Source organism: Pelagovum sp. HNIBRBA483 (genome assembly GCF_040931995.1).
Lineage (GTDB): Bacteria > Pseudomonadota > Alphaproteobacteria > Rhodobacterales > Rhodobacteraceae > JAEPMR01.
Genome location: NZ_CP162412.1, coordinates 571,340 through 591,226 on the forward strand (window position 1 = coordinate 571,340; position 19,887 = coordinate 591,226).

A 19,887-nucleotide genomic window follows, 5' to 3' on the forward strand; every position below is an offset into this window, starting at 1 on the left:
CTTTGCTCGTTGTAAGCATTTTTGCATAATCGGCCTATGATTACTGACCCAGATGAGTTTTTCAAAGTTGGATGCGGGCGCTGCAAGCGTTTCGCGACCGCGGATTGCTCTGTCAAAAAATGGCAGGAAGGATTGGCGCTTCTGCGAGAGATTTGCCGCAGTGAAGGGTTAGAAGAGACGGCCAAATGGGGTCATCCCTGCTACATGGCGCATGACCGGAATATCGCCCTTATCGGCGCATTCCAAAATGATTTCACGTTGAGCTTCATGAACGCCAGCCTTATTTCTGATGTTCATGGTGTTTTGCAGAAGGCAGGTCCAAACGCGCAGGTTCCTAGTCTTATCCGGTTTGGTTCTGCCGCTGATGTGGCTGAAAGGGAGCCTATCCTGCGGGAATATTTACAGCATCTAATCGGGTGCGCCGAACTTGGCGAGAAGCCGATCAAGGCGCCAAGTCCCATCGACCTGCCGGATGAATTGGTCGAAGTTTTGGACGCTGATCCGGAGTTGGCTGAGGCGTTCGCGAGCCTGACGCCTGGGCGCCAACGAAGCTATGCGATTGGAATTTCGGGTGCCAAGAAAAGCGAGACACGGTTCGCGCGGATTGAGAAGTTCCGACCGAAAATATTATCCGGCAAAGGCGCGAACGAGCGCTAGAGCCTTATTCCCAACGGTAATTGAAGCTGACGGAGATCCGGTCGTCCTCAGCTAGGTTCATGGGGACTTCGTGCCGTAGCCAGCTCTCCCACAAAAGCACATCACCCGGTTGCGGCTTTACATAGATGAATTGGCGCAGCTCCTCGCGGGCCTCTTTTAAACGAGTTGGCGCCGCCATCATCCGTGCAGAGCGTGGATCTTCGAGCTTCAGGGCTGATGCGGCATCCGGCATGGAGACATATGTCGTCCCCGATATGACCGAATGCGGGTGAATGTGCGAGGCGTGCATCCCACCCTCCGGCAGAATATTGATCCAAAGGTCTTCGAGAACCAGCGCCCGCCCGTCTAGATCGAGTTCAAGATCTTTGACGAAGCTGGCGACGTGCTGATCAAGCGCCTCGGCAATTTGTTTGAAAATGGGAAAACGCCAAGGAAGATCGGTCAGCGAAGCGTAGGACGTGTAGCCCGGATAGCCGTTCTTCTCGCACCATTCTTGACCAGCTTCGTCGTCTTCGGCGATCGAGTAGCATGACGCCACCAACTCACTTATATCAATCTGGGCACCGAACTCGGAGAGGGCGGCAGAGTAAAGGCGGGTCACGAACAGAGAGCGGATGTTTGACATAAAGCGTTTCTAGCTCAGGCTTTTCCAAAGCGCGAGGGGCTAAAGAATTGGGGGTCCTCGCAGGGGACGGTAAAAAAGCGGGGAATCGTCCTTGCCAAGCGAGGGGAACCCCCCTATACGCCCACTTCTACACCCACTCCACTGGAATCAGGGTGACGTCTGTTTGGCGGCCCACCAGTGATGTTGAAAGGAAAAAGGCGATGGACGCCAAAGAACTGCGTGACAAGACACCGGATCAGCTCCGCGAAGATCTTGTCAATCTCAAGAAAGAGGCCTTCAACTTGCGTTTTCAGCAGGCTACTGGCCAGATCGAAAATACCGCACGGATGCGCAAAGTCCGCCGTGACGTTGCTCGTGTGAACACAATCCTGAACGAAAAGGCGGCCGCTGCCGCTGCGGAGGCTTAAGAACATGCCCAAACGCATCCTCCAAGGTGTTGTCACCTCGAACCAAAACGCCCAAACCGTGACTGTTCTTGTCGAGCGCCGCTTTAAGCACCCGCTGCTTCAGAAAACCGTTCGTAAGTCCAAGAAATACCGGGCGCACGATGAAGCAAACCAATTCAACGTCGGCGATACTGTCCGCATTCAGGAATGTGCGCCGAAGTCGAAGACCAAACGCTGGGAAGTCATCGCAAACTAAGCGATTGGCCATCAGTTAATCGAAACCCTGGGGAAAAGGGCACACTGCACGCCCCCCCATAGGTCGGGAGAAACCAAATGATCCAGATGCAGACCAATCTGGATGTTGCTGATAACTCCGGCGCTCGCCGGGTTCAGTGCATCAAGGTACTGGGTGGTTCCCACCGTCGCTATGCAAGCGTCGGAGACATCATTGTGGTGTCGGTAAAGGAAGCCATCCCGCGTGGCCGCGTGAAAAAAGGTGACGTCCGTAAGGCCGTCGTCGTGCGCACCGCCAAAGAGGTCCGTCGTGATGACGGCACAGCAATCCGTTTCGATCGGAACGCTGCGGTTATCCTCAACAATAACATGGAGCCTGTTGGCACGCGTATTTTCGGACCGGTTGTCCGTGAACTCCGCGCCAAGAACTTCATGAAAATCATTTCGCTTGCTCCGGAGGTGCTGTGATGGCTGCTAAACTCCGCAAAGGCGACAAGGTCGTCGTTCTTACTGGTAAGGACAAAGGCAAGACTGGAGAGATTTCCTCGGTTGACCCTAAAGCCGGCAAGGCTGTTGTCGATGGCCTGAACATCGCGATCCGCCATGTGAAGCAAAGCCAGACCTCGCAAGGTGGTCGCACGCCGAAAGCGATGCCGATCAACCTTTCGAATCTGGCAATCGTTGACGGTAATGGCAAAGCAACTCGTGTTGGCTTCCGCGAGGAAGATGGCAAGAAGGTGCGTTTCGCCAAGACCACTGGTGAGGTGATCTGATGCTTGATAATGCGACATACACCCCGCGTCTCAAGGCAGCATATGCATCGTCGATCAAGGCGGCTCTGAAAGAAGAGTTCAGCTACAAGAACGACATGCAGATCCCGCGTCTCGAGAAAATCGTTCTCAACATTGGTTGTGGTGCCGAGGCTGTCCGTGACAGCAAGAAAGCCAAATCTGCTGTTGACGATCTGACCACGATTGCTGGCCAGAAGGCTGTTTCCACGAAAGCAAAGAAATCCATCGCTGGTTTCCGCGTTCGTGAAGACATGCCGCTCGGTGCAAAGGTCACTTTGCGTGGCGACCGGATGTACGAATTCCTTGATCGTCTAATCACGGTGGCAATGCCCCGTATCCGCGACTTCCGCGGCGTATCTGGCAAATCTTTCGACGGCCGTGGCAACTACGCTACCGGCCTGAAAGAGCACATCGTGTTCCCTGAAATCAACTTCGACAAAGTCGATGAAGTTTGGGGAATGGACATCGTCATCTGCACCACCGCGAAAACTGACGCGGAAGCGAAGGCGCTGTTGAAGCATTTCAACATGCCGTTCAACAGCTGATCGCGGGAGGAGAAAGACCAATGGCAAAGAAATCCATGATCGAACGCGAAAAGAAGCGTGAAAAGCTTGTTGAGCAGTACGCTGCCAAGCGCGCTGCTTTGAAAGAAATCGCGAACGATGAATCGAAGTCGATGGAAGAGCGCTTCAAGGCACGCCTTAAACTGGCAAAACTGCCGCGTAACAGCTCGCCCACCCGTCTTCACAACCGCTGCCAGCTGACTGGCCGTCCGCATGCGTATTATCGCAAGCTGAAGGTCAGCCGGATCGCGCTGCGCGAGCTTGGCTCGAACGGCGAAATCCCCGGCTTGGTTAAGTCCAGCTGGTAAGGAGGGTTAGAAATGAACGATCCTATCGGTGATATGCTGACCCGCATCCGCAACGCTCAGATGCGCGGAAAATCCACCGTTTCGACTCCGGCTTCCAAGCTTCGTGCTTGGGTGCTCGATGTGCTCGCAGACGAGGGCTATATCCGTGGCTATGAGAAGGGTGCAGACGATCGTGGCCACGCCACGCTCGAAATCAGCCTCAAGTACTACGAAGGCACGCCTGTCATTCGCGAACTGAAACGGGTCTCCAAACCCGGCCGCCGCGTCTACATGGGTGCTAAGGACATTCCGCAGATCCGTCAGGGTCTGGGTGTGTCGATTGTCTCCACGCCTAAGGGCGTGATGTCGGATGCAGCTGCACGTGCCGCCAATGTTGGTGGCGAAGTGCTCTGCTCTGTCTTCTAAGGAGGTGGCTGATGTCTCGTATTGGTAAAAAACCGGTCGAGCTGCCGTCGGGTGTGCAAGCGTCCGTCTCCGGCCAGACCATTGAAGTCAAGGGACCGAAAGGCTCCCGCAGCTTCACTGCAACCGACGATGTAACCATCGCTGTTGCCGACAATGTTGTAACAGTGACCCCGCGTGGCAGCTCGAAGCGTGCGCGGCAGCAGTGGGGGATGTCCCGCTCGATGGTTGAGAACTGCGTCGTCGGCGTGACGGAAGGCTTCAAGAAAGAGCTGGAAATCACCGGTGTTGGTTATCGTGCGCAAATTCAGGGCAGCACTCTCAAGCTCGCTCTGGGCTATAGCCATGATGTCGATTTTGACATTCCGGCGGGCGTAACCCTCACCGCTCCGAAGCAGACCGAAATCATTGTGGAAGGTATTGACCAGCAGTTGGTTGGCCAAGTGGCAGCCAACATCCGCGAGTGGCGTTCGCCCGAGCCCTATAAAGGCAAAGGTATCCGCTACAAGGGTGAGTACATCTTCCGCAAAGAAGGTAAGAAGAAGTAAGGAACGCGAAAATGGCAAACAGCAAAAGAACCCTGTTTCTGAAGCGCCGCCTGCGCGTTCGGAACAAACTTCGGGCCGTCAACGCCGGGCGTCCGCGCCTGTCGGTGCACCGTTCCAACAAGAACATCAGCGTACAGCTGATCGACGATGTGAACGGCGTCACCCTCGCTTCGGCTTCTTCTCTCGAGAAGGATCTGGGCGTTGTCGGCAAGAACAACATCGAAGCCGCGAAGAAAGTGGGCGCAGCAATCGCCGAGCGGGCCAAGAAGGCCGGCGTCGAGAGTGCCTATTTCGATCGTGGTGGCTTCTTGTTTCATGGCAAGGTGAAGGCTCTGGCCGACGCTGCGCGTGAAGCTGGCCTGCAGATCTAAGGAGACGAGAATATGGCAGAACGTGAGAACCGCCGGGACCGCCGCGAACGCGACGAAGCTCCGGAATTCGCCGATCGTCTCGTGGCGATCAACCGCGTGTCCAAGACCGTGAAGGGTGGTAAGCGCTTCGGCTTTGCCGCACTTGTGGTTGTGGGCGATCAGAAGGGCCGGGTCGGTTTCGGCAAAGGGAAAGCCAAGGAAGTTCCTGAGGCGATCCGTAAGGCGACCGAGCAAGCAAAGCGCAACATGATCCGTGTTGCTCTGCGTGAAGGCCGTACATTGCATCACGATATCGAAGGCCGTCACGGCGCCGGTAAAGTGATCATGCGCACCGCACCGCAGGGTACCGGTATCATCGCGGGTGGTCCAATGCGTGCAGTATTCGAAATGCTTGGCATTCAGGACGTTGTTGCGAAGTCGAATGGTTCGCAGAACCCCTACAACATGATCCGCGCAACGTTGAACGGCCTGTCCAACGGTCAGTCGCCGCGTAATGTCGCACAGCGCCGCGGAAAGAAGGTTGCGGACATTCTTCCCAAGCGTGACGAGGCGCCTGCCGAGTCCAGCCAAGTAGCTGAGGAGGCCTGAGACACATGGCAAAAACCATCGTAGTCAAACAAATCGGCTCGCCGATTCGTCGCCCAGCCAAGCAGCGCGCAACGCTCGTTGGCCTTGGCCTGAACAAGATGCACAAGACTCGTGAACTGGAAGATACTCCTTCCGTTCGTGGTATGGTCGAAAGCATTCCACATCTCGTCGAGATCGTCGAAGAGCGCGGCTAGTTCGCGAATTTCATTGTAAATCGAGAGCGCCTCGGGACAATGTTCCGGGGCGCTTTTCTTTTGGGGCCATATCCTGTCGCTCGGAATAGCATCTGTATCCATGCAGTCGAAGGAGTTGTGAATGTCGGTTGGGCTGCTTGTCTACCTCGCTTTTGCTTTTGGGGTGCTTGGCTTTCTGGCAAGAGACGAGCTTCGGTTACGGTTGATGATGCTGTGCGCGAACAGCCTGTATATGACCTATTACTTCTTTGTAGCGGAGCGTCCCCTGTGGGATGCGATATTTGCCAATACAGCACTTGCGTTGGTTAACCTCTGGATGAGCGGGGTTGTGCTGATTGAACGAACGACACTCGGAATGACTGTCGAAAAAGCACAAATCTACCGGCAGTTTCCTTTGCTTTCACCTGGCCAGTTCAGGCGGATCATGAAGTTGGCGCATATTTTAGAACTGGGGGATCGTAAGGTCTTAACGGTCGAACAGACGCCGCTCAATGAAATATTCTATATGGTGAGTGGTAGCGTGGACGTAACGAAGCAAGGGGCGACATTCACGTTGGAAGGCCCTCGCTTCGTCGGGGAGGTCGCCTTTCTATTGTCACGACCTGCCTCAGCGACCGTGGTGGCCGCGAAAGGGTCGCGGGTCATCACTTGGAACAGCGCGGACCTTACAAAATTGACGAAGCGGGTGAAGGGCCTCGATGTTGCTATGTTTGCCACCCTGAACCGAGACCTCGCCGATAAGGTTGCCAATTCAGACCCGACCCGTGAACTGCAGTGATGGTTTCAACTTCTTGGGGATGTTTCTTCGCGCTTGAACTGTCGATTTCGAGAAGTTATACGCCCCCGGTGGCGTGAGACGACTCGCGGCCTTAACTCAACATTAATAGACCGTGTTTGCCTCTTAGGTCGCTCAGGAGGCAGTTCCGGTAGAGGAGAAGCGACATGAAACTTAATGAACTTCGTGATAACGAAGGCGCAACCAAGAAGCGCATGCGTATTGGCCGTGGTCCCGGCTCTGGCAAGGGTAAGATGGGTGGCCGTGGTATCAAAGGTCAGAAATCCCGTTCGGGTGTGGCTATCAAGGGCTACGAAGGTGGCCAGATGCCGCTCTATCAGCGCCTTCCGAAGCGTGGCTTCAACAAGCCGAACCGCCTGAAGTTCGCGATTGTGAACCTTGGACTGATTCAGAAATTCATCGACGCCAAGAAGCTTGACGCTGCGAACATCACCGAAGACTCGCTCGTTGAGAGCGGCTTGGTGCGCCGTAAGCTCGATGGCATCCGCGTTCTGGCAAAGGGCGAGCTGACCGCAAAAGCAAACATCACGGTAACCGGTGCATCTAAGGGTGCGATCGAAGTGGTCGAAAAAGCAGGTGGCTCTGTTACCGTCACAACCGCAGTCGCGGCGGAGTAAGGGGTTGTGAGCGCTCTTTTAGGCGCTTACATCACATAAGAGATTTCCCAAAGCCGCCGTCCGGGAAACCGGCCGGCGGCTCTTTTTCTAGAAAGAGAACCTGATGGCATCTGCAGCAGAACAAATGGCCGCGAACATGAGCTGGTCGGCCTTTGGTAAGGCAACCGAGCTACGGCAACGTATCCTGTTCACTTTGGGACTGCTGATCGTCTACCGGTTAGGGACTTTTATTCCGGTGCCGGGTATTGATGGAACCGCGCTGCGCGAGTTCATGGACAGCGCGGCGGCTGGCATTGGCGGTATATTGTCGATGTTCACCGGCGGTGCGCTCAGCCGGATGGGGATCTTTGCGCTTGGCATTATGCCATATATCTCGGCGTCAATTATCGTACAGCTGATGGGCTCCATGTACGAGCCTTGGAAGCAGTTGAAGAAAGAGGGCGAACAGGGACGCAAAAAGCTTAACCAATACACCCGTTATGGCACTGTCGTTCTAGCAACTTTCCAAGCATATGCACTGGCTGTGAGCCTGGAGGCTGGCGATCTGGCCGCTGAACCGGGTCTCTATTTCCGTGCGGCGACTGTTATTACTCTTGTCGGTGGAACGATGTTCTTGATGTGGCTGGGGGAGCAGATCACCTCGCGGGGCATCGGCAACGGCATTTCACTGATTATTTTCGTGGGCATTGTTGCCGAGCTTCCGGCCGCTGCTGCTCAGTTCCTGAGCCAAGGCCGCTCGGGCGCAATCAGCCCTGCGGTGATTGTTGGCGTCATTGTTATGCTCGCTGTTGTTCTGGCTTTTGTAGTGTTTATGGAGCGGAGCCTCAGAAAGGTTCATATCCAATATCCGCGCCGTCAGGTGGGCATGAAGGTTTATGATGGTGGATCGAGCCACTTGCCGATCAAAGTGAACCCTGCGGGCGTTATCCCTGCAATTTTTGCCTCAGCACTTCTGCTCCTGCCCACGACTTTGTCGACCTTTTCAGGCGGACAATCGGGGCCTGTGATGTCCACCATCCTCGCATATTTCGGACCAGGGCAGCCCGCATACCTGCTGTTCTTCACCGGCATGATCGTCTTTTTCACCTATTTCTACACCCGTGAAGTGGCGTTCAAAACCGAAGATGTTGCGGAAAACCTGAAGAACCAAAACGGCTTCGTTCCGGGCATTCGCCCGGGAAAGAGAACTGCTGAATATCTGGATTACGTTGTGACGCGGGTCTTGGTCCTTGGCTCAGGCTACCTTGCGCTAGTTTGTCTCATGCCGGAAATTCTTCGGTCCCAGCTCTCGATTCCATTCTACTTTGGCGGTACTTCCGTTTTGATCATTGTGTCGGTTGGAATGGATACCATCCAGCAAATCCAGTCGCATTTGCTTGCCCACCAGTACGAAGGGCTGATCGAAAAATCACAGCTGCGCGGAAAGCGCGGCGGTAGGAAACGGACAAAGGGACCCGCACGCAGATGAACATTATCCTCCTCGGCCCCCCTGGTGCAGGCAAAGGCACTCAGGCTCAGCGATTGGTGAAGCACCGCAACATGGTGCAGCTCTCCACTGGCGACATGCTCCGCGAAGCTCGGACCAGCGGTACCGAAATGGGTAAAGTGGTCGCAGCCGTTATGGATCGTGGGGATCTTGTTACTGACGAGATCGTCATTGGATTGATCCGCGAAAGGCTTGCCGCTGGCACTACAGATGGCGGTTACATTTTTGACGGATTCCCGAGGACGCTGGCACAGGCCGACGCACTCGGAGCATTGCTTGAGGAATTAGGCGAGAGCCTTGACCGCGTTGTAGAAATGCAGGTGGATGATGAAGCGCTCGTCGCGCGTATCACGGCACGCTCGACATGTGGCAACTGTGGTGAAGTCTATAACGACAACACCAAGCCCATTCCTGCAGATGGGGTTTGTACGTCTTGCGGTGAGGCCGCCGAGTTCAAACGCCGTGCAGATGATAATGAAGAAAGCCTGAAGACACGTTTGCTAGCTTACTATAAGCAGACCTCTCCGTTGATCGGCTACTACCACGCGAAGGGTACACTGGTATCGATTAATGGACTTGCCGCGATGGAAGAAGTCGCAACGTCGATGGATCAAGCGCTCGACGGGTGAATGTTCTGCTTCGGGGTTGACCCGAAGGCGAACAGCCAATAAGCAGCGCCATCCCCTACGGGAATCATTAACTGGTAATCGGGTCGCTCCCGAGAAGCAGTGAACACCTCGAATGACAGCGGCCCGTGGGAGATCCTTCGGGCCTCCGTTGTGAAAAAAGGTTCCGGTACGACGGAATCGCAACGAAAGGAAAAATAACGTGGCACGAATCGCCGGCGTGAACATCCCGACCGCAAAGCGGGTCCCTATCGCCCTTACCTACATCACCGGTATTGGCCCATCTTCGGCCAAAGCTATTTGCGAAGCTGTAAAAATCGACGAAACACGTCGTGTGAATGAACTGTCCGACGCTGAAGTCTTGGCAATCCGTGAACACATTGATGCGAACTACACTGTCGAAGGTGATCTTCGCCGTGAAGTGCAGATGAACGTGAAGCGCCTGATGGATCTGGGCTGCTACCGCGGTCTGCGTCACCGCCGCAATCTCCCTGTCCGTGGTCAGCGGACTCACACCAACGCACGCACCCGTAAGGGTCCTGCGAAGGCTATCGCCGGTAAGAAGAAGTAAGGGGAGATCAGAACAATGGCACGTGATACCCGTCGTGGAGGCAAGAAAAAGGTCTCCAAGAACATCGCCGCTGGTGTGGCGCATGTGAACTCGACTTTCAACAACACCAAGATCCTGATCTCTGACGTTCAGGGCAACGCAATTTCATGGTCGTCTGCTGGCACCATGGGCTTCAAAGGGTCGCGCAAGTCGACGCCTTATGCTGCTCAGCTGGCCGCTGAAGATGCGGGTCGTAAGGCACAAGAGCACGGAGTTCGCACACTCGAAGTAGAAGTGCAGGGCCCCGGTTCCGGCCGTGAATCCGCGCTTCGGGCACTGGCTGCTGTTGGCTTCAACATCACTTCGATCCGTGATGTGACGCCGATCGCGCACAACGGCTGCCGTCCGCCGAAGCGTCGCCGCGTATAAGTCTATTTGCATCGCTGGGGCTGTGTATTGGCACGGCCCCAGTTCGTCATTTTTAAACCTCGGGCGTCTGCCTTTTAGGACATGGAAGGCAGACAGGTATGGAGGGACGCATGATCCACAAAAATTGGGCTGAATTGATCAAGCCGACCCAGCTTGAAGTGAAGCCGGGAAATGATCCGGCACGTCAGGCAACTGTCATCGCTGAACCGCTCGAGCGGGGTTTTGGTTTGACACTTGGTAACGCGCTACGTCGCGTGCTGATGTCCTCCTTGCAGGGCGCAGCAATCACTGCGGTGCAAATCGACAACGTTCTGCATGAGTTTTCGTCGGTTTCCGGCGTTCGTGAAGATGTCACAGATATCGTTCTGAATCTCAAAGGCATCGCGATCCGCATGGATGTCGAAGGCCCCAAGCGCTTGACCGTGCAGGCGAAAGGCCCAGGCGTTGTGACGGCTGGTGATATCTCTGAGAGCGCAGGCATCGAGATCCTGAACAAGGAACACGTCATTTGCCATTTGGACGACGGTGCCGACCTGTACATGGAGCTGACCGTCAATTCTGGCAAGGGCTATGTGGCTTCTGACAAGAACAAGCCAGAAGATGCACCGATCGGACTGATCTCAATTGATGCGATCTATTCGCCGGTCAAGCGGGTCTCCTACGATGTTCAGCCGACCCGTGAAGGGCAGGTTCTTGATTATGACAAGCTTACCATGAAGATCGAAACAGATGGCTCCGTCACACCAGAAGACGCCGTGGCATTTGCTGCACGGATTCTACAGGACCAACTGCAGATCTTCGTTAACTTCGATGAACCGGAATCCGCAGGACAGCAGTCTGACGATGATGGCCTTGAGTTTAACCCGCTTCTGTTGAAGAAGGTTGACGAGCTTGAGCTTTCCGTTCGTTCGGCCAATTGCTTGAAGAACGATAACATCGTTTATATCGGTGATTTGATCCAGAAAACTGAAGCGGAAATGCTCCGGACACCGAACTTTGGTCGTAAGTCGCTCAACGAGATCAAGGAAGTTCTGTCTGGTATGGGGCTTCACCTCGGCATGGATGTAGAAGACTGGCCGCCAGACAATATTGAAGAACTGGCCAAGAAATTCGAAGATCAGTTCTAAATAGCATTTTGCGGGGCACGCGTGCCCTGCATTTTCGGGCATGTGCCCCAAGGTGAGCGTCTGACACGCATCAGGCGCCGGACAAAGCAAAACGCTAATGGAGAAATAAAATGCGTCACGCCCGCGGATATCGCCGCCTAAATCGTACCCATGAGCACCGCAAGGCGCTCTTTGCCAACATGGCCGGCTCGCTCATTGAGCACGAGCAAATCAAGACCACGCTTCCGAAAGCAAAAGAACTGAAGCGGGTTATGGACAAGCTCATCACGCTTGGAAAGCGCGGTGATCTTCATGCGCGTCGGCAAGCGGCTGCTCAATTGAAGCAAGACCAGCATGTTGCGAAGTTGTTTGAAATCCTCGGACCTCGTTACGCCGAGCGTCAGGGTGGCTATACGCGCGTTCTGAAAGCCGGTTTCCGTTACGGTGATATGGCTCCGATGGCGATCATTGAACTCGTTGATCGTGATCCCGCTGCAAAAGGCGCTGCCGATAAGGCGCGCCTCGAAGCAGAAGAAGTGTCTGTAGACGAATAAGCCAGACAGCCTGAATTTCGAAAGCCCTGCCTTAGGTGGCGGGGCTTTTTTCGTTTTCGAAAGCCAAATATCGATAATCTTTCAAGCCATTTAGCGGGTTCCAGCTTTGGCCTGCGCGCAAAGCGTTTTTCGGCGCTGCACCAATCATAAAATCAGTGACCGAATGTCTCTGCTGTTTGGTCAGTAAAGCGAGTGTGCTGAGTATGTCGCTGTCGCGCATGAGATTTTCCAGATGAAGCGCCTGTAAAATACAATTTAAAGTTGACCTTCTCTTCCTCAACTTGTCTAAAAATACATATACTTTAGTTAGCCACCCCAAATGGAGAACCTCTGTTTGAGGGCATGTCAGTGTTCCCCGCGCTGGCAGCGAGAAAAGAGGAGGACCAAAAAATCCGGCGCCGGCTGTCTCCGGGGGGTGCACGATGGCGAGACCGGAAGATTTTCACCGATTAGTCAATTGCCCGCAGGCATGTTTCGTATCTTGTCGCGCGGGTGTCCCGAAATTCGGGCCAATCAAAGTGGCCCTGTGGGTATTTGCGTGAGGGACACAGGTGAAGGTTACGTCGCAATTTCTGTTCCGGTGCTGTATCCCCCCAAGCGCAGCGCCCAAGTTGCCGAAATGAAATTCGGCTTTCTGTCGCGCGGCGGCACCCCTTTCATCGATCTGCACGTGCTCCACAGGGTTTTCCAACCTGTACACGAGGAGTACAAAATGCAGACGACGACACTTTCATTCAGCAACTTCCATCAACACGGCGAACTTTTTGCCAATATACTCCGCGCGCGGCGAGATTCGTTCATCGTCAAACGCCGCTGGGATCTTCCGCAGACGGAAGGAATGGAGTTTGATCAGTACGACACGCCAGCTTCGCGCTGGCTTGCCGTGCACAGTGACACGGGAGAAGTTCTCGCCGGGGCGCGCCTCACCCCTACCACAGCGCAATGTGGGATTTATTCGTATATGGTGCGAGATGCACAGCGCGGTCTGTTGGAGTCCATTCCGACCAACCTACTTAATACCGAGGCCCCCATTGAAGCGGGTATCTGGGAAGTCACGCGTGGGTTTATCTCCCAGAATATCCCGGACACGAAGCGCCTTAGAGTACGCCTGATGTTAATCGCCTTGATGATGCAAGCCGCGCGCGAAGAAGGAATTGGGCAGATGATCGCCTTGCTGCCTGCGAACTGGACGCGATGGTCGGCGCGAGCCAAGCTCGACGTCGAGCCTGCTGGACCCGTTATGGAAATGGGGGGCGTCAGCTATCAGGCGGTTTGGATAAATTGCACTAATCATCTTCACTAGTGCTTTTATTGTTGGGGGGGGCGGAATAGGTTCGCCGAATGGCGGACCTATTTGACAATTCATCTGAGAAGTTCCCTTCCGGAAGTGACCAACGCCCACTGGCGGATCGTCTGCGGCCGGCAGTCCTAACCGATGTGATCGGGCAGTCTGCGCTATTAGGGGCCGAGGGTGCCCTACGCAGTATGCTCGATGCCAAGATGATGACATCACTGATCTTTTGGGGGCCTCCAGGCGTAGGAAAGACCACGATCGCTCGCCTTCTGGCGTCCGAAACAGAACTGCACTTTGAACAGATAAGTGCGATCTTTTCAGGTGTCGCGGAGCTTAGAAAAGTCTTCGATCGTGCCAGCTTCAGGCGCAAGTCTGGGCGCGGGACGCTTCTTTTTGTGGATGAGATCCATCGCTTCAACAAAGCGCAGCAGGACAGCTTCCTGCCGTTGATGGAAGATGGGACAATCATTCTCGTAGGGGCAACTACGGAAAACCCCTCTTTTGAATTGAATTCTGCGCTGTTGAGCCGCGCGCAGGTTTTGACGTTAGAGCGGCTAAGCCCAGACGAGCTTTCACTGCTGGTACGCAGGGCAGAGGATGAATTGGGTAGACGGCTCGCTATCACCGAGGATGGCCGCGAAGCTATTGTGGAAATGGCTGATGGCGACGGGCGCGCGCTCCTCAATTTGATTGAGCAAATTGCCGCACGGAAATCGGATCAACCGCTTGACCGATCAGCTTTGGTTGCGCGGCACAGTCGCAAAGCGAGCCGCTACGACAAATCCGGCGACGAACATTACAACTTGATTTCGGCCCTTCATAAATCGGTGCGGGGCTCGGACCCTGACGCAGCCCTGTACTGGTTTGCGCGCATGTTGGAGGGTGGTGAAGACCCGCGTTATCTCGCCCGCCGCATCTTGCGGATCGCGGTCGAAGATATCGGCCTTGCAGACCCTCAGGCGCAAACAGTCTGTTTACATGCATGGGAGACATACGAGAGGCTCGGTTCGCCAGAAGGTGAGTTGGCGCTTTCGCAAGCGGTGCTCTATCTCGCACTCGCGCCGAAATCGAATGCCGGATATGCAGCCTATAAATCGGCGCGGGCAACCGCACGGCAGTTCGGCTCTGCTCCCCCGCCGAAGCACATCCTCAATGCGCCGACACGCCTGATGAAAGAGCAAGGCTACGGTGAAGGCTACGCATATGATCATGATCATGAAAACGGGTTTTCAGGCCAGAACTATTTCCCCGAGAGCATGAAGCGGGAAGAGTTTTACACGCCTGTCGATCGCGGTTTTGAGCGTGAATTGAAGCGCCGAGCTGGATATTTTGCAAAGCTTCGACGTGAACGGCGAGATGATTGACAAGCCGCCTGCCACGCGGCAAGGGGGCGCCATGAACACAACCTTACTCTACGTTGCGCTTGGCGGCGCCATTGGCGCGGCTCTGCGTTATCAGGTCAGTCTTTTGGTGGCGTTTCCTTGGGGAACGCTCACAGTGAATGTGCTTGGCGCATTTCTGATCGGGATTGTTTGGCATTTCGTCGCCAGTAAGGGCTCTTCATTTTGGGGGCCTTTCGTCATGACCGGTGTGCTCGGTGGATTTACAACTTTCTCTACTTTTTCCCTTGATGTGCTTCGCTTGATGGAAGTAGCGCGGTACGCGCAGGCTGTGGGCTACGTCGCGGCTTCGATTATTCTCGCTCTTGCGGCATGTTTCGCGGGGCAATCCTTGATGCGCGGAGTGGGCTGATGAGTGGTGTGCAAAATATCACAATTACTGAAGAAGATGACGGACTGCGGCTCGATCGCTGGCTCCGCAAACAATACCCCGTGCTAACCCAAGGCCGCATTGAGAAGATGTGCAGAAAAGGGGAACTTCGCGTTGATGGAAGTCGCGTAAAAAGCGCGACCCGCCTCGAAACTGGTGCAAAGGTTAGGGTTCCACCTCTTGGTCAAGAGGCCCACCAGCCCGCACCCGTCGTAGCCAGGCCCATCAAGCCTTCAGACGCGAAAATGATCCAGAGCTGTGTATTCTGGAAGGATGAGCACATCATTGCGCTGAACAAACCTTCGGGCCTTCCTTCCCAAGGCGGCTCGGGACAGGGATCGCGCCATGTTGATGCTCTCTCCGAAGCACTGAAATTCGGCTATAAGGAACGTCCGAAACTGGTTCACCGCTTGGACAAGGACACCTCCGGACTTTTGTTACTTGCCCGTACAGACCGTGTCGCGCGGCGCTTGTCGGAAGCCTTGCGTCATCGGAATGTGCGTAAAATCTACTGGGCTGCGGTGGCCGGAACGCCTCACCCGCGTGCAGGCACTATCAAGTATGGTTTGGTCAAGGCACCGGGCCGCGGGCGTGGCGGCGAGGGGGAGAAGATGATCTGCATCCACCCCCGCGAGGTTGACGCCACCGAAGGCGCGAAGCGGGCCGTGACAGACTATGCGGTGCTCACGTCTTTGGGTAGCCGCATGTCGTGGCTGGCGATGGTGCCGGTGACGGGCCGCACGCATCAATTACGCGCACATATCGCCGAAACGGGCCATCCCATTATTGGCGACGGCAAGTACGGTGGTTCCGCTCAGGAAAATCAGGGCGATGGCTGGGGCGCGGGTGTTGGCGGCGGATTGTCTGACTCAAAGCTACACCTTCACGCACGGTCCCTCGTATTCGAGCATCCGATTACCAAGAAGATTATCACCCTCGAGGCACCTTTGCCGGCGCATATGCAGGCCACTTGGGATTATGTCGGTTGGGATGTGACCCACGCGCCGCTCGACCCTTTTAATATGCCCGATGCGTAGACCTGGCCTCGTATTATTCGATGTCGATGGAACTCTGGTAGACAGTCAGGGCGATATCCATGCTGCCATGAGCCATGCCTTTTCTGCCCTCGATCTAGCGCCGCCTTCCCGCGTCGATGTACTCTCGATCGTTGGACTATCTTTGCCAGAGGCAGTTGAGCGGCTCATCCCCTCAATTTCGGCGGAAGACCGTGACCGGATGGTTACTGTTTACAAAGAAAGCTACATGACCCTGCGCGCGCAAGCACCGATTGAACAAACAAGCCCGATGTTTGATGGCATGCGCCAGGTTCTCGACCATTTTCGAACACACCCCTGGCTGCTATTGGGTGTTGCAACGGGAAAGTCCGCGCGCGGGCTTGATAAGCTCGCGCAAGGGCATGGAATCAGCGATTATTTCGTTACGCGTCAGGTTGCCGATCATCACCCTTCGAAGCCTCATCCCTCCATGATCATGACAGCGCTCGCTGAAACAGGTGTTGATTCCGCTGATGCCGTCATCATCGGCGATACGACATTCGATATGGAAATGGGTAGGAATGCCGGTATCAAGACAATTGGTGTTTCTTGGGGCTATCATCCTGTCGAGCGCCTGTGCGCGGACAGAGTTGCGCGCTCGGTAGCAGATATCCCACGTCTCGTTGCTGAAGTTCTGGAGATCGAATGATGAGCAATTGGAAACCCAAGAGGTTTTGGAAAACAGCCCATGTCGCTGAGATGGATGGAAGCTGGGCAGTGCTCCTTGATGAACGCGAATTACGGACTCCGGCCAAGGCCCCCTTACGGCTGAAAACACAACGACTGGCAGAGGCGGTCGCTGCAGAGTGGGATGCCCAGAGCGAAACTGTTGACCCAAACCTGATGCCGGTGACCCGTTCAGCAAACGCGGCGATCGACAAGCTCTCTGAGCAACGAAACGAGGTCATTGCACTCTTGGCTGCATACGGGGAAACCGATCTCCTCTGCTATCGCGCAGCAACTCCGCAAGAACTGCGGGATCGGCAAGCAATGCAATGGGATCCGGTGATTGAGTGGGCTGAGCAGAGGTTCAGTGTCCTCATTCAGGTGGGTGTGGGGGTCATGCATGTGCCCCAACCTGCGGAAACGGTTGCTAATCTGGCCCAACCGATGAATGAGTTCTGCGATTTTTCCCTAGCGGCCTTTCATGATTTAGTTGGCATTTCCGGTTCTATCATGATCGCGCTTGCTGTGGTGGAGGGCTTCATTTCACCTGAAAAGGGTTGGGAACTCAGCCGCCTTGACGAATCGTGGCAGGAAGAGAAGTGGGGCGCTGATGAAGAAGCGCGCGCGTTGTCAGATTCAAAGAAGAATGATTTCTTAAAGGCGATGGAGATTTTTCTTCTCGCAAATTCGTAGCTCCGACAGGACATTCTACCGTTTGACGCCACGTTAAAAAGCGTTTGTCCTGCGGGTGCGGCCAATTGAGACCAGACTCGGTCTTGACCTAATGGGAAAATTCTTAGCATTCTTAGGCGCTGAGGGGGTTAATTCTCTCGAGCTACCTCTGCTTGGCAGGGGCAGCTAATGCGACGTCCGACTCACGGGCGAAAAATCAGGAAGAGGTAAAAATGAAAAAAACCGTACTATTTGGCGCGATGGCTGTCGCAGGTCTCGCCGCAGGTGCAGCTTCTGCGGGTACACTTGACGATGTCCGTGCTGCTGGCACGCTTCGCTGTGGTGTAAGCACTGGTCTGCCGGGCTTTGCTGCTCCGGATGCGACAGGTGAATGGCAGGGCTTTGACGTCGCTGTTTGCCGCGCTGTTGCTGCCGCAGTTCTGGGCGATGCAAATGCCGTCGACTTCACGCCGCTGACCACTCAGGTTCGCTTTACTGCTTTGGCTTCTGGCGAGATTGATCTTCTGTCCCGTAACACCACATGGACCTTCTCCCGCGACGTTGACCTTAAGAATGAATTCGTAGGCGTGAACTACTACGACGGTCAGGGCTTCATGGTTCCGCGCGAGCTTGGTGTCACTTCTGCAAAAGAACTCGATGGTGCGACTGTTTGTATCCAAACCGGCACCACGACCGAACTCAACCTTGCAGACTTCTTCCGTGCGAACAACATCAGCTATGAGCCGGTTCCGATCGAAACCAATGCTGAAGCGCAGCAGCAGTATCTCGCTGGCGCTTGTGACGTCTACACCACGGACGCGTCTGGCCTCGCAGCAACGCGGGCAACCTTTGAAAACCCAGGCGATCATGTTGTTCTCCCCGAGATCATCTCGAAAGAGCCGCTCGGCCCGCTCGTTCGGCATGGCGACCAGGACTGGGGTGATGTTGTACGTTGGACCCTGAACGGTCTGATCGCCGCAGAAGAACTGGGCATCACTTCGGCAAACGTTTCGGAGATGGCTGCAGGAACCAACAACCCCGAGATCAACCGTATGTTGGGTAGCGAAGGTGAACTCGGTGCGATGCTCGGCCTCGACGCTGACTGGCTCGTTCGCGTGATCAGCTCCGTTGGTAACTACGGCGAGATCTTTGAAGCTAACATCGGCGAGAGCACTCCGATCGGTCTTGCGCGCGGCCTTAACGCGCAGTGGACTGATGGTGGCCTGCTCTACGCGCCGCCGTTCCGCTAAGATCTGACTTTTGTGAGGGCGCAGAATTTCTGCGCCCTCACTTACTAAGAAGGGACGTAAAACGTCCTGCTCCAATTGCAGATGTCATGGGGAAATGACCTGCAACAAATTAGGGGCCGCGGGGAGATACCAGAATGACGATGCCTTCAGAGGCGCCCAAACAGGCGTTCCGGCTCAGCCAACTTATTTACGACACACGCTATAGATCGATGACCATTCAGGTCTTCGCGATGATCATGCTTATGCTGGTTTTTTCGTGGCTGTTGTCGAACACAGTACAGAACCTACAAGCGCTCGGTAAGGACTTTGATTTCGGATTCCTTACTCAGCCCGCAGGATATGACATCAACCAACGGCTGATCGACTATTCCTCGCAAAGCACACACGGGCGTGCAGCGATCGTTGGTATTCTGAATACGGTCCTGGTGGCATTTCTCGGTTGTATCCTTGCCACTGTTGTTGGCGTTCTGGTTGGCGTTCTGCGCCTTTCCAAAAACTGGATCGTTTCCCGCCTGATGGCCGTTTATGTCGAGGGCTTCCGCAACGTCCCTCTGCTGCTCTGGATCATCGCCATTTTTGCGGTGATGTCAGAGAGCATGCCTCAGCCTCGTGCCTTCAGAGAAGGCGGCGGCGCTTCGATGATGTTGGGTGATAGCATTGCTGTCACCAATCGCGGGGTATATGTACCTGCGCCGATTTGGGCTGACGGATCCGCGTTCTTGATCGCGATCTTCGTTTTGTCGCTTGTCGCAATTGTCTTTTTCCGCAGATATGCGGCGAAGCGCCAAGAGGCGACTGGCGAAATCCTTCCTGTTTTCTGGATCTCCGCTGCGCTGTTTTTTATCCCTTCGGTATTGTTCTACTTCATCCTAGGGCGACCGGTTAGCCTTGAGTATCCGGAACTGGGCGGCTTCAACTTCAATGGTGGGTTTCATCTACGCAATTCGTTGATCGCGCTTTGGTTGGCACTTTCGCTCTATACTGGCGCTTTCATCGCAGAAATCGTTCGTGCAGGTATTCTGGCGGTTTCCAAAGGGCAGTCTGAGGCTGCATTTGCTCTGGGGCTTCGTCCGAACCGGACAATGTCCTTGGTGATTCTCCCGCAAGCGCTGCGGGTGATCATTCCGCCGCTGATTTCGCAATATTTGAACCTGACCAAGAACTCCTCATTGGCCATCGCCGTTGGATATATGGACGTCCGCTCAACGCTGGGGGGCATCACCATTAACCAAACCGGACGTGAGCTAGAGGGAATGCTGCTGCTCGGCACGTTCTACCTGCTACTGAGCCTGCTGATATCTTGGGTGATGAACATTTTTAACAACAGCAAGAAGCTGAAGGAGCGTTAA

The 19,887-nt window shown here is 54.9% G+C and carries 30 protein-coding genes; 28 read left to right on the forward strand and 2 right to left on the reverse strand.

The annotated features are described in order from the left end of the window. Positions 1 to 132: 132 nt before the first annotated feature. On the forward strand, positions 133 to 657 hold the full coding sequence (locus AB1E42_RS02895) for a YdeI family protein (protein ID WP_368345498.1): 525 nt from the start codon (positions 133 to 135) through the stop codon (positions 655 to 657). 4 nt (positions 658 to 661) lie between these two features. On the opposite strand, the gene AB1E42_RS02900 is transcribed toward AB1E42_RS02895, so the two are convergent. Next, positions 662 to 1,282, reverse strand: coding sequence for a TIGR02466 family protein (locus AB1E42_RS02900; RefSeq protein WP_368345499.1), 621 nt, complete (start codon positions 1,280 to 1,282; stop codon positions 662 to 664). Between the two features lie 200 nt (positions 1,283 to 1,482). Here AB1E42_RS02900 and rpmC point away from each other — a divergent pair, with 200 nt between their 5' ends. The 19 genes from rpmC to rplQ all read left to right on the forward strand — a co-directional run bounded on the left by rpmC (position 1,483) and on the right by rplQ (position 11,831). Further along, the gene (gene rpmC, locus AB1E42_RS02905) at positions 1,483 to 1,689 is read left to right on the forward strand and encodes a 50S ribosomal protein L29 (RefSeq protein ID WP_368345500.1); all 207 of its coding nucleotides are present in this window, start codon (positions 1,483 to 1,485) and stop codon (positions 1,687 to 1,689) included. 4 nt (positions 1,690 to 1,693) lie between these two features. Beyond that, positions 1,694 to 1,924, forward strand: coding sequence for a 30S ribosomal protein S17 (gene rpsQ, locus AB1E42_RS02910; protein ID WP_368345501.1), 231 nt, complete (start codon positions 1,694 to 1,696; stop codon positions 1,922 to 1,924). 77 nt (positions 1,925 to 2,001) lie between these two features. Next, positions 2,002 to 2,370: a 50S ribosomal protein L14 gene (rplN, locus tag AB1E42_RS02915; RefSeq protein WP_368345502.1), complete on the forward strand. Its 369-nt coding sequence runs from the start codon at positions 2,002 to 2,004 to the stop codon at positions 2,368 to 2,370. After that, positions 2,370 to 2,675: a 50S ribosomal protein L24 gene (gene rplX, locus AB1E42_RS02920; protein ID WP_368345503.1), complete on the forward strand. Its 306-nt coding sequence runs from the start codon at positions 2,370 to 2,372 to the stop codon at positions 2,673 to 2,675. The genes rplN and rplX overlap by 1 nt, the downstream gene beginning before the upstream one ends. Next, complete coding sequence (gene rplE, locus AB1E42_RS02925; RefSeq protein ID WP_368345504.1) at positions 2,675 to 3,238, forward strand: 50S ribosomal protein L5; 564 nt, start codon at positions 2,675 to 2,677, stop codon at positions 3,236 to 3,238. Before rplX ends, rplE begins: the two co-directional genes overlap by 1 nt. 20 nt (positions 3,239 to 3,258) lie before the next feature. Continuing rightward, on the forward strand, positions 3,259 to 3,564 hold the full coding sequence (rpsN, locus tag AB1E42_RS02930) for a 30S ribosomal protein S14 (RefSeq protein ID WP_368345505.1): 306 nt from the start codon (positions 3,259 to 3,261) through the stop codon (positions 3,562 to 3,564). Positions 3,565 to 3,576: 12 nt separating this feature from the next. Further along, positions 3,577 to 3,969: a 30S ribosomal protein S8 gene (gene rpsH / locus AB1E42_RS02935; protein WP_368345506.1), complete on the forward strand. Its 393-nt coding sequence runs from the start codon at positions 3,577 to 3,579 to the stop codon at positions 3,967 to 3,969. An 11-nt stretch (positions 3,970 to 3,980) separates the two neighbouring features. Continuing rightward, positions 3,981 to 4,514 (forward strand): 50S ribosomal protein L6, encoded by a 534-nt coding sequence (gene rplF / locus AB1E42_RS02940; RefSeq protein WP_368345507.1) that lies wholly within the window; start codon positions 3,981 to 3,983, stop codon positions 4,512 to 4,514. Positions 4,515 to 4,525: 11 nt separating this feature from the next. Continuing rightward, positions 4,526 to 4,885, forward strand: coding sequence for a 50S ribosomal protein L18 (rplR, locus tag AB1E42_RS02945; RefSeq protein WP_368345508.1), 360 nt, complete (start codon positions 4,526 to 4,528; stop codon positions 4,883 to 4,885). A gap of 12 nt (positions 4,886 to 4,897) precedes the next feature. Next, positions 4,898 to 5,473 (forward strand): 30S ribosomal protein S5, encoded by a 576-nt coding sequence (gene rpsE / locus AB1E42_RS02950; protein WP_368345509.1) that lies wholly within the window; start codon positions 4,898 to 4,900, stop codon positions 5,471 to 5,473. A 5-nt stretch (positions 5,474 to 5,478) separates the two neighbouring features. Beyond that, entirely contained in the window at positions 5,479 to 5,667 is a 189-nt protein-coding gene (gene rpmD, locus AB1E42_RS02955; protein ID WP_368345510.1) for a 50S ribosomal protein L30, read from the forward strand. A gap of 121 nt (positions 5,668 to 5,788) precedes the next feature. Beyond that, positions 5,789 to 6,445: a Crp/Fnr family transcriptional regulator gene (locus AB1E42_RS02960; RefSeq protein WP_368345511.1), complete on the forward strand. Its 657-nt coding sequence runs from the start codon at positions 5,789 to 5,791 to the stop codon at positions 6,443 to 6,445. A 164-nt stretch (positions 6,446 to 6,609) separates the two neighbouring features. Next, the gene (rplO, locus tag AB1E42_RS02965) at positions 6,610 to 7,080 is read left to right on the forward strand and encodes a 50S ribosomal protein L15 (protein WP_368345512.1); all 471 of its coding nucleotides are present in this window, start codon (positions 6,610 to 6,612) and stop codon (positions 7,078 to 7,080) included. A gap of 103 nt (positions 7,081 to 7,183) precedes the next feature. After that, entirely contained in the window at positions 7,184 to 8,548 is a 1,365-nt protein-coding gene (secY, locus tag AB1E42_RS02970; RefSeq protein WP_368345513.1) for a preprotein translocase subunit SecY, read from the forward strand. After that, positions 8,545 to 9,195 (forward strand): adenylate kinase, encoded by a 651-nt coding sequence (locus AB1E42_RS02975; RefSeq protein ID WP_368345514.1) that lies wholly within the window; start codon positions 8,545 to 8,547, stop codon positions 9,193 to 9,195. The genes secY and AB1E42_RS02975 overlap by 4 nt, the downstream gene beginning before the upstream one ends. Positions 9,196 to 9,394: 199 nt before the next feature. After that, on the forward strand, positions 9,395 to 9,763 hold the full coding sequence (gene rpsM / locus AB1E42_RS02980) for a 30S ribosomal protein S13 (RefSeq protein WP_368345515.1): 369 nt from the start codon (positions 9,395 to 9,397) through the stop codon (positions 9,761 to 9,763). A gap of 15 nt (positions 9,764 to 9,778) precedes the next feature. Continuing rightward, a complete protein-coding gene (gene rpsK, locus AB1E42_RS02985) occupies positions 9,779 to 10,171 on the forward strand; it encodes a 30S ribosomal protein S11 (protein ID WP_368345516.1) in 393 nt (130 codons plus the stop codon). A gap of 110 nt (positions 10,172 to 10,281) precedes the next feature. After that, positions 10,282 to 11,298, forward strand: a complete 1,017-nt coding sequence (locus AB1E42_RS02990) for a DNA-directed RNA polymerase subunit alpha (RefSeq protein WP_368345517.1) — start codon at positions 10,282 to 10,284, stop codon at positions 11,296 to 11,298. Between the two features lie 110 nt (positions 11,299 to 11,408). After that, on the forward strand, positions 11,409 to 11,831 hold the full coding sequence (gene rplQ / locus AB1E42_RS02995; RefSeq protein WP_368345518.1) for a 50S ribosomal protein L17: 423 nt from the start codon (positions 11,409 to 11,411) through the stop codon (positions 11,829 to 11,831). A gap of 31 nt (positions 11,832 to 11,862) precedes the next feature. Here the strand turns inward: rplQ and AB1E42_RS03000 are convergent, their stop codons facing one another. After that, positions 11,863 to 12,051, reverse strand: a complete 189-nt coding sequence (locus AB1E42_RS03000; protein ID WP_368345519.1) for a hypothetical protein — start codon at positions 12,049 to 12,051, stop codon at positions 11,863 to 11,865. A gap of 318 nt (positions 12,052 to 12,369) precedes the next feature. Here AB1E42_RS03000 and AB1E42_RS03005 point away from each other — a divergent pair, with 318 nt between their 5' ends. The 8 genes from AB1E42_RS03005 (at position 12,370) to AB1E42_RS03040 (ending at position 19,887) form a co-directional block, all read left to right on the forward strand. Then, positions 12,370 to 13,134: an acyl-homoserine-lactone synthase gene (locus tag AB1E42_RS03005; protein WP_368345520.1), complete on the forward strand. Its 765-nt coding sequence runs from the start codon at positions 12,370 to 12,372 to the stop codon at positions 13,132 to 13,134. A 38-nt stretch (positions 13,135 to 13,172) separates the two neighbouring features. Beyond that, positions 13,173 to 14,489, forward strand: coding sequence for a replication-associated recombination protein A (locus tag AB1E42_RS03010; RefSeq protein WP_368345521.1), 1,317 nt, complete (start codon positions 13,173 to 13,175; stop codon positions 14,487 to 14,489). A gap of 31 nt (positions 14,490 to 14,520) precedes the next feature. Further along, complete coding sequence (gene crcB / locus AB1E42_RS03015; protein WP_368345522.1) at positions 14,521 to 14,877, forward strand: fluoride efflux transporter CrcB; 357 nt, start codon at positions 14,521 to 14,523, stop codon at positions 14,875 to 14,877. After that, complete coding sequence (locus AB1E42_RS03020; RefSeq protein ID WP_368345523.1) at positions 14,877 to 15,932, forward strand: RluA family pseudouridine synthase; 1,056 nt, start codon at positions 14,877 to 14,879, stop codon at positions 15,930 to 15,932. The genes crcB and AB1E42_RS03020 overlap by 1 nt, the downstream gene beginning before the upstream one ends. Beyond that, positions 15,925 to 16,599 carry an HAD-IA family hydrolase gene (locus AB1E42_RS03025; RefSeq protein ID WP_368345524.1) on the forward strand — a complete coding sequence of 225 codons (675 nt, stop codon included), beginning with the start codon at positions 15,925 to 15,927 and terminating at the stop codon, positions 16,597 to 16,599. The genes AB1E42_RS03020 and AB1E42_RS03025 overlap by 8 nt, the downstream gene beginning before the upstream one ends. Beyond that, positions 16,599 to 17,309 (forward strand): ATP12 family chaperone protein, encoded by a 711-nt coding sequence (locus AB1E42_RS03030; RefSeq protein WP_368346356.1) that lies wholly within the window; start codon positions 16,599 to 16,601, stop codon positions 17,307 to 17,309. Before AB1E42_RS03025 ends, AB1E42_RS03030 begins: the two co-directional genes overlap by 1 nt. A gap of 212 nt (positions 17,310 to 17,521) precedes the next feature. Further along, on the forward strand, positions 17,522 to 18,538 hold the full coding sequence (locus tag AB1E42_RS03035; RefSeq protein WP_368345525.1) for an amino acid ABC transporter substrate-binding protein: 1,017 nt from the start codon (positions 17,522 to 17,524) through the stop codon (positions 18,536 to 18,538). Positions 18,539 to 18,672: 134 nt separating this feature from the next. Further along, a complete protein-coding gene (locus AB1E42_RS03040; RefSeq protein WP_368345526.1) occupies positions 18,673 to 19,887 on the forward strand; it encodes an amino acid ABC transporter permease in 1,215 nt (404 codons plus the stop codon).